7 protein-coding genes are annotated in these 8,182 nt (G+C 71.9%); 4 read left to right on the top strand and 3 right to left on the bottom strand.

Going from position 1 to position 8,182, the window contains the following annotated elements; genetic code table 11:
• Positions 1-388: 388 nt before the first annotated feature.
• Entirely contained in the window at positions 389-1,045 is a 657-nt protein-coding gene (locus tag ACZ7SW_RS35290; RefSeq protein ID WP_470234699.1) for an SDR family oxidoreductase, read from the bottom strand.
• Positions 1,046-1,137: 92 nt separating this feature from the next.
• Between ACZ7SW_RS35290 and ACZ7SW_RS35285 the strand changes: the two genes are divergently transcribed.
• The 4 genes from ACZ7SW_RS35285 to ACZ7SW_RS35270 all read left to right on the top strand — a co-directional run bounded on the left by ACZ7SW_RS35285 (position 1,138) and on the right by ACZ7SW_RS35270 (position 4,524).
• Positions 1,138-1,500 carry a winged helix-turn-helix transcriptional regulator gene (locus ACZ7SW_RS35285; RefSeq protein ID WP_470234698.1) on the top strand — a complete coding sequence of 121 codons (363 nt, stop codon included), beginning with the start codon at positions 1,138-1,140 and terminating at the stop codon, positions 1,498-1,500.
• Between the two features lie 86 nt (positions 1,501-1,586).
• A complete protein-coding gene (locus tag ACZ7SW_RS35280) occupies positions 1,587-4,175 on the top strand; it encodes a type 2 lanthipeptide synthetase LanM family protein (RefSeq protein WP_470234697.1) in 2,589 nt (862 codons plus the stop codon).
• Positions 4,176-4,201: 26 nt separating this feature from the next.
• Positions 4,202-4,381: a hypothetical protein gene (locus tag ACZ7SW_RS35275; RefSeq protein ID WP_470234696.1), complete on the top strand. Its 180-nt coding sequence runs from the start codon at positions 4,202-4,204 to the stop codon at positions 4,379-4,381.
• Entirely contained in the window at positions 4,378-4,524 is a 147-nt protein-coding gene (locus tag ACZ7SW_RS35270) for a hypothetical protein (protein ID WP_470234695.1), read from the top strand. Before ACZ7SW_RS35275 ends, ACZ7SW_RS35270 begins: the two co-directional genes overlap by 4 nt.
• Before the next feature lie 200 nt (positions 4,525-4,724).
• Here ACZ7SW_RS35270 and ACZ7SW_RS35265 read toward each other — a convergent pair whose 3' ends face one another.
• The gene (locus ACZ7SW_RS35265; protein WP_470234694.1) at positions 4,725-5,117 is read right to left on the bottom strand and encodes a DUF302 domain-containing protein; all 393 of its coding nucleotides are present in this window, start codon (positions 5,115-5,117) and stop codon (positions 4,725-4,727) included.
• Entirely contained in the window at positions 5,114-8,023 is a 2,910-nt protein-coding gene (locus ACZ7SW_RS35260) for a helix-turn-helix transcriptional regulator (protein WP_470234693.1), read from the bottom strand. The genes ACZ7SW_RS35265 and ACZ7SW_RS35260 overlap by 4 nt, the downstream gene beginning before the upstream one ends.
• Positions 8,024-8,182: the final 159 nt, after the last annotated feature.

Raw genomic sequence — 8,182 nt, 5'->3', positions numbered from 1 at the left:
GCGCGTTGGGGGGTGGGGGGGGGCGGTGCCACCCCCCCCCGGCCCGCCCCCCCTCCCCCCCCCCACGCCGACTTAAAGGCGATCCCGCCGCGACGGCGGAGCCGGCGCCAAAAACACAGCCTGCCGCGCTTTGCACACCGCCTTCACCAGATTCTTTGAACCCCGAGCACCCGGCCAGCCCCCAGGCAATAAGCGAATCCGACACACGACTACCCACCCACCCCTCGCGGAAATGCCCCCCGAACCGCACCCCCCGGCCGAAATTACCGAACCAACACCCTCCTACCCCCCGCAATCCTCCCTCCAACGCACAGCCCGCGAAACGCAAGACAAAAACCCACCCCAAAACCCATAAAACCGCCCTCCCCGCCCCCCCCCAGAATCGCCGTCAAGCCCGCCCACCTTCAAGATGAATCGTTTCGCCAGTCAAGAATTCCGCCCGCAACAGCCACAACACCGCGTCGGTGACGTCGGCGACGGCTCCGGCGCGCCCGACGAGGGTTCGCTGCGCGGCGTTCTCGAGGAAATCCGGCTTGGCGTCCCCCTTGGCGTCCCGAGCACCGGAGTCGATGATTCCCGGCGACAGCGCGTTGACCCGGACCGGCGCGAGTTCGGCGGCGAGGTGCCGCGCGGCGAACGAGGCGGCTCCGTTGGTCACGCCCGTCACGACGCTCCCGCGCGCCGGACGCCAGCCGACCTGGCCGGAGAACAGCAGCAGCGACCGGCGGATCGTGAAGTGCTTCGCGAGCAGCAAGGGTCCGATGACCTTGGCGGTGAAGGCGTCGACGGTCTTGTCCCGGTCTAATTCGCGGACCGGCCCCGCGTGGGGCGCCGCGGCGGTGTTGACGACGTGGTCGACCGCGCCGAGTTCGGCGGCCGCGGCGACGATGGTCGCCTCGTCGCGGAGGTCGATGTGCAGTCCGCCGGGCCGGTGGGACGCGACGTGCACTCGCGCGCCCTCGGCGGCCGCGGCTTCGGCGATCGCCGTGCCCAGATGCCGTCCGCCCAGCACCAGCACTGTTTGCCCGGCCAGCCCGTTGCCCATGGTCCTTCTCCGTTTCGCCGGTTGTCGTGACCGACGTAGGCTATGGAAAAGTAACCAGGTACTTCAACGTAACCGGAACCGGAGGAATCGCCGTGGGCTACAACGTCATGTCCGCCGCGTGCCCGTCGCGGGTGGTGCTGCACCGGATCGGGGCGCGGTGGACGGTCTTCGTGGTCAACGCGCTGGAGGACGGCCCGCTGCGCTTCACTGTCCTGGCGGAGACGATCCAGGGCGTCACCCCGAAGGTCCTGACCGAGACACTGCGCGCGATGGAGGAGGACGGCCTGCTCGTCCGCGTCGAGTACGCGCAGCAGCCGCCCCGCGTCGAATACGGGCTTACCGATCTCGGCCGGTCCCTGCTCGGGCCGCTGCGCGCGGTCCGCGAATGGGCGGAGACCCATGTCCCCGAAATCCTCGAAGCCCGCGAACGCGCCCACGCGGCGAGGCGGCACTGACACCGTCAATTTCCCCCTAGCCGGGCCGCTTTTTGGGTAGGCCGTACCCATGCGCCGCGGACCTGCCGCGTGGCAGGCTGCGGCCCATGTCGCGAGCGGGGTCCGAACCGTCCGGCGCGGAGGGGGGCGCCCGGTGCTTCCGGCCTGCGGTCCAGCCGTTGGTCAGTGCCGCGGCGAGACAGCTGCGCGCCGCCGTGCCCGGCGCCGACGAGGCCGAACTCGCGGCGGTCAGCCAGGGCATGGAGGACTGGCTCGGCGATCGCCTGTGCGCGGCCTCGGCCCGGACTCTCGTCGCCCGCCTCGGGTCTTTCCCCTCCTTCATGGCCAGTGACCCGCTGCCGGACGTCCTGGCTCAGCACCCGGGCCTGGCGGAGCTTCTCACCGCGCTCACGGGCAACGCCGTCTCGGCGGCCTCGGAATTGCTGGTCCGGTTCGACCAGGACCGCGCCCTGGCGGCCGGTTTCCTCGGCGGCGACCCAGGCCGGGTCATGGCGGTGGCGTTCGGCCGCGGCGACGCTCATCGCGGCGGCCGGACCGTCAGCGAACTCAGCTTCGCCTCCGGTGCCCGGCTGATCTACCGTCCGCGCCCGGTCGGCCTGCACGCGCGCTGGAACGAGCTGCTCGCCGACCTCGCCCCGCTTCTCGGCGACCTCGCCCCAGCTCGCGCGGCGGTGCTGGAACGCCCTGGATACGGCTGGGTCGAGTACGTCCGCGCCCGCCCCGCCACTGACGTCGGCCAGTTCTACCGTCGGCTGGGCGCGCAACTCGCCTTGCTGCACGTCCTCGGCGCCACCGACATCCACGCGGAGAACGTCGTGGCAGCGGGCGACCATCCGATCGTGGTGGACGTCGAAACACTCTTCCAGCCGCGCTGGACCCCGCACACCGACGGCGGTTCCGATCCTGCCCTGACGGCGTTGGAAACGTCTGTCCTGAACACTTTTGTCTTGCCACGCCCGGTATTCGGTCCTCACGGCCGCCTCGACCTGTCCGCGTTCGGCGGCCGTCCGGGCCAGTTCCCGCACGACCTGCCCGTCTGGGCCGACGCGGGCACCGACCGGATGCGCCTGGTCCGCGGCCCCGCCCCGTACGCCGGTGGACAGAACATCCCGGCCCCCGACGTCGATCCAGCGGCTTACGGCGGCGCTTTCCTGGACGGTTTCCGCACTGCCTACCGGGTGCTCGCCGCGCATCGGGAGACGGTGCTTCGCGGTCTGGACCGGTTCGCGGATGCCGAGTTGCGGGTCGTGCCCCGCGCGAGCGAGTGGTACGCGGACTTGCTCCGTGAGTCCACCGAACCGGTGTTCCTGCGCGAGATCGACGGCCGCGCGAAAGCGTTTGCTCCGCTCGACGAGGTCACCGCGTACCCGCACTTCGCCCGCTTCTCCGACGCGTCCCGGGCCGATCTGCTGGCCGGGGACATCCCGTATTTCGCTGCTTCGGTTGGCCGACGAGAGGTCTGGACCAGTGCTGGCATTCGCCTCCCGGAGGCCCTGGAGACCGACGGCCTGACCGCGGCGCGCGCCCGGATCGCCAGCCTGGGGGAGCGGGATCTTCGCGCGCAGCTATGGTTCGCCGAGGCCGCCCTCGCTACGATGACGCCCTTCGCCGGACACCGCCTGCTGCCGGGCGTTGCGGCTGATTTCGAGGTGCCCGATCCGGCGCGACTGCTTCAACTGGCAGTGGACATCGGCGACGACCTGCTGCGGCGGGGCAGTGCCGATGCGGTGCGGCTCAACTGGCCTTCGCTGGAGCTCGCCGAGGACGGTGACTGGTGCGTCCGGCAGATGGGCGCTTCGCTGGGCAGCGGGTATTGCGGACTGGCGCTGTTTCTCGCTGAGCTAGGGAAGATCAGCGGCCACGACCGATTCCTCGACGCCGCGGCCCGGACGGTCCGGCCCCTGCCAGGTTTGCTTGAGCTGCTGGACGGCTACGCGTCTCTGGCGGTGGGCGTCGGACCGGGCGCGTTCACCGGGTTGGGCGGAATCGCCTACACAGTTGCCCGGCTGGCCGGGTTGCTGGCGGATTCCGCTTTCGACAGCCTGATTCCGGCGGCCTTGCGCGCGACCGCGACCGCCGCCCGGGCCAGCGAAGCGGCGGACGTCGCCGACGGTCTGGCCGGGGCCGTGCTCGCTGTTTCCACGGTAGCGGCTGACACTGGCCTGCCGGAGGCGGGTGCGCTCGTCGAGGAGCTGGGCGCGCGACTGACTTCGCTTTCTCCGTTGCCTGCCGGGGGATTCCTGTCCGGCCGGGCGGGGGTGGCGCACGCTTTGCGGCTGGCCGGCCGTGTTCCGTCTGGCGGCGAAGGTCGCGTGTCGGGGCTCGGCTGGTGCTCCGGCCTGGCCGGTCTGGTCCTCGCCGACCCCGATCCCGGCCTGACTGCCCGCTTCCGGACCGCGCTGGAACAACGGGATCCTGCGCCGGATCACTCGCTGTGCCACGGAGAACTCGGCGTCCTCGACGCGGCCAGGTCCGTGGGCGCGCCGGTCCGGCTCCCGCGCGGAGAACTCGCCTGCGGAACCCCGGGCGCGGTCCCGACGCCGGGCCTGCTGCACGGCCTGTCCGGACTCGGCCACGGCCTGCTGCGGCTCGGTTTCGCCGACCGGGTCCCGGCGCTGTCCCTCCTGGAACCGGCCCGCGGGGCAGCGCGAAGGCCGGTTCCCGAACATCGCTAGGAAATCCATCGAAAGGAGAACCGGAAATGCACGAGGACGTCCAGCCCGCACCGGGCGGGGAGGAAGCCGCCGCCGAGGCCGAACGGGTGTTGCCTGCTTGGCAGCGGCAGTGGGTGCGCTCGGCGGTGCTGACCGGGATGACTGTCGGCGCGGTCGTGGTGGTCGCGCTGGCCGGGGATCCGAGTACGGTCGCCGGGGTCGGTTGAGGCGCGCGGTTCCGGCGACGGCGCGGAGACTGGGCGCGGAGGAAGCCGCCGCCGAGGTTGAGCGGTCGGCGGTGCTGACCGGGATGACTGTCGGTGCGGTCGCGCTGGCCGGGGACCCGAGCACGATCGCCGGGCTCAGCTGAGGCGCGCGGCTCCGGCGACGGCGCGGAGAGGCTGACTGGACAAGCCTGGCAGCGGCACGAAGACCGGGCGGGGGTTCGGTGGGTGGCCGGGCGTCTTTTCGCGGACGCCCGGCCATCCCAACGCGGCGGTGCTTCAGCCCAGCGCGGCGAACCTGTGCGGCCGGACAATGATCGGCGGCAGCGCGAGCCTTCAAGCCGGGTTACGCATCCCGGGCAACGACCGCGCGAACGAGTCGCTCCATGCCCGCCGAAACAGCCTCCACCGCGGCCGCGCTCCCAGGACCGAGCCCGTGCCGCTCGGCGAGCCACCCGGCGTCGTGGTAGGTCAGCCAGGCTTGGCCGGACGAGTCCTCCCACGCGAGAGCCTTCATCGGCAGGTCGAGACCGCTGGTCTGCCGATCCTGCATCAACGGCGTGCCGCCCCGGGGATGGCCGAAGATCAGCAGTTCCGTCGGCCGCAGCCGCATCCCGGCGCCAGCCGCGTTGGCCGCGTGGTCGATCCGCGCGAACACGAGCAAACCCGCGTCGGCGACCGCCGCCTCCAGCCGGTCGATCGTCTCCCGGACGGACCAGGCACTGGCAGTCGTGATCATCCCGGGGCCGAATCGCCCAGCATCGCGGTCGCGTACTCGCACAGCGTGGTCCGGTCCGGGGCCTGCGTCTTGGCCAGCAAGCTCGCCACGTGCTTCTCCACCGTCCGCACCGAAATGTGCATCCGTTGCGACAGCGCCCGGTTCCCCAGCCGCTCCGGCATCAGCTGCAGTACCTCGAACTCCCGCCGCGTCACGCCGATGCCGCGCAGTTTCGGCGGGATGCGTTCGGTGCCGGAGCTGTGGTAGCGCACCGGGGCGCCCGTCCGCCGCAGCAACGACCGGCAGGCGCCGGCCAGGACGTCGATGCTTCCGTGGAAGTGGTTCTCCGCGTCGGCGAGCCACTGGCCGGGTTTGCCCCAGCTGTCGGCGAGCGCGGCTTCGGACACGAGGCGCAGCGCGAGGTGCCGAGCGGTCGGGAAGACCGATGAGGCGGCGACGGCGGAGTCCATCTCCTGCTCGGCGGCATCGGGCCGGCCGGCCCGGCCGTGGTGCACCGCGCGGGCGAAGCCGAGGAATTGGCGGTTCCAGCGCATCCGGCCGACTTGGGCGCGGGCCGCCTGTTCCACTTCGGCCGGATCGCCGGTGCCGTCGACCGCGCCGAGCAAATGGACCAATCCGAAAGTACCGGAAAAGTGGAAATAGGCTTCCAGTCCGCCGTATTCTGCCATCAATTCGGCGGACAAGGTCCGCGCGCGTTCGCGATCTTCGGTGAGCAGTGCGCAGAAAAGTTCGGCCAATCCTTTAGCCAACGGCGCCTCACGGGAATTTTCGCCGCCGGCCGCGCGGAATTCCCGCAGAGCGGTGCGCATCTCCTGGCAACGGCCCCGGTGCGCGGCGAGCACGGCGCGCAGCATCAGGGCGTAGCGGATCACCGAGTGCAGCCGCAGCCGTCCGCATTCGGCCAGGCTCGCGGTGAGGACGCGGTCGGCCTGGTCGTAGTCCGCGCGCAGCACCGCGGCGTAGGCGAGGTTGGCGTATACGTTGCTGGCCAAGGTGATGCAGCCGGACCGCAGCGTCTCGCGGTAGGCGTATTCGAGGGCGGAGGCCTCGCCCTCGGCGAGCCAGGCGTTCGCGCCGAGGCCGATGAGCCCGTGGTTGCGCCAGGTGGTCAGCTGGTGCTCGGTGCCCAGTGCGAGCGTGCGCCGGTAGCCTTCGTCCGATTCGGCCAGCGAACGGCCGCGGGTGCTGAAACCGATGGCGTACCAGGCCTTGCAGGCCGTCTCGGGATCGTCGGCCGGATCGATGCCGCGGATCGCCCGCCGCGCCAGGGCTTCGCTGCGGCTGACGTGGTCGGCGTCGGCGCCGGTGCGGCACGAGGTGAGGTAGGCGTCGACGACGTCGATCACCGCGGTGTCGGCTTCGGACGCGTCCGGCGGCAGCAGGGCGCGAGCGGCGGCGACCTGGCGCACGCCGTCCTCCCACCGGCCGGCGACCTGCGCGGCCCACGCCATCCGGACCTGCTGGCGGAGCTGGCTTTCGGTGTCCCACAAGGGATTTCCCAGCCGCAGCTCGGCGGCGACCTCGGCGGCGCGGTCGAACTGGCCGTCTTCGGCGAGCGCGGTCAGCAGGGCCTCCAGGAGTTCCCCGCGAAGCGCGTGCCAGCGGTTGTCCCCGGACAGCATGTCGAGGGCGTTGTCGAGCACGGCGACCGCGGTGGCCGGGCCGCCCGCGTGCAATGCGCGGCGGGCCGTTTCCAGGTACAGCCGGGCGGCGGCGGGCAGGTCCCCGCCGCGGCGGTGCAGGTCGGCGGCGAGGTGGCACCAGGAGCCGGGCAGCCCGGGGTACAGCTCGGCGATCGCGCGCGCCACCCGGCCGGACAGGGTGACCTGGTCGGCCGGGGTGGTGAGCGACAGCAGGGCTTCTTCGGTCAGCGGGTGTTCGAAGGAGTACCAGCCGGGAGTGCCGTCGCCGCCGGTCAGCAGGCGTTCGGCGACCGCGGCGCGGACGTGGGCCAGCAGGGTGCGGTCGTCGAGCCCGACGCAGCGTTGCACGACCGGCAAGGGAAAAGTGCGGCCGACGATCGCGGCGACCGACAGCAGCCGCATCCCGTCCGGGCCGAGTTGCAGCGCCCGCTGTTCGACCGCTTGCACGAGACTGAGCGGCACCCGTTTTCGCTTCCCGCCCACCAGCTGCCAGCCGGCGGGACGGCGCACGAGATCCTTCGTGGACACCGCGTATCGGGTGAGTTCCGCGGCGGCGAACGGATTCCCGCGGCTTTGCGAGTACAGGTGCTCGACGGCGGGCGCGCTGACCTCGTCCGGCGGGCAGCCGAGGATCGAGGCGACCAGCCCGGTCACCCCGGCGCGGTCGAGCCGGTCGAGTTCGACCGGGGTCGCGTCGCCGCGCTGGGCCAGGGTTTTCACCAGTTCCGCGGCGGCGGACGAGCCGACGCGGACGGTGGCCAGCACGAGCACCGGCTGCTCGCGCAGGTTCGACGCGAGATAATCCAGCACAGTCAGGGTTTCCCGGTCCGCCCAGTGCAGGTCGTCGACGACCAGCAGGCAGCCGCGGTCGCGGCCGAACCACGACGTCAGCCGCAGGATCGCCTCGGCGAGCACGAGCAGCGACGTCTCCCTCGGCTCCGGCCGCGCCCAGTCCGGCACGAGCCGGCCGAGCGCGGGCAGGTAGGGCGCCAGCAGTTCGTCGTCCGGGGGGCGCTCGGTGCGCGCCAGCGCGAGCAGCGCCTCGGCCAGCGGCCGGAACGGGATCGCCGGACCCGTCGAACTGGCCCGCCCGCGCACGGCCACCATGCCCGCCGCCCGCGCTTGTTCGGCGGCCGCTTCCGCCACCGAGGTCTTCCCGATCCCCGGTTCGCCGGTGAGCACGACCATGGCCCCGCGGGACGCTCTCGCCGCGCTCAGGAACCCGGCCAGCCCGGCCAGTTCGCTCTCCCGTCCGATGAGCATTTCCACCCCTTCAGCCGAACGGCACGCGGTCGACGGCTTTCGCCCGCTGCCGGTCTGCTCCCCCGCCGCGAAATGCTATACGCAGGCGCCCGCTTTCGTGGGGGCAGAAATACCGCCGTTCCACCTTGTGGCGCAATTGTGCGCACGGCCTGAAATCGT

This window comes from Amycolatopsis sp. NPDC114484, assembly GCF_055633755.1.
The sequence above is the reverse complement of the archived record's forward strand: the minus strand, read 5'-3'. Positions and strand labels throughout refer to the sequence as shown.

Bases quoted from the DNA above. Each gene is read 5' to 3' on its own strand.
- ACZ7SW_RS35290 (WP_470234699.1), bottom strand. From the start codon at position 1,045: ATGGGCAACGGGCTGGCCGGGCAAACAGTGCTGGTGCTGGGCGGACGG.
- ACZ7SW_RS35280 (WP_470234697.1), top strand. From the start codon at position 1,587: ATGTCGCGAGCGGGGTCCGAACCGTCCGGCGCGGAGGGGGGCGCCCGG.
- ACZ7SW_RS35275 (WP_470234696.1), top strand. From the start codon at position 4,202: ATGCACGAGGACGTCCAGCCCGCACCGGGCGGGGAGGAAGCCGCCGCC.
- ACZ7SW_RS35265 (WP_470234694.1), bottom strand. From the start codon at position 5,117: ATGATCACGACTGCCAGTGCCTGGTCCGTCCGGGAGACGATCGACCGG.
- ACZ7SW_RS35260 (WP_470234693.1), bottom strand. From the start codon at position 8,023: ATGCTCATCGGACGGGAGAGCGAACTGGCCGGGCTGGCCGGGTTCCTG.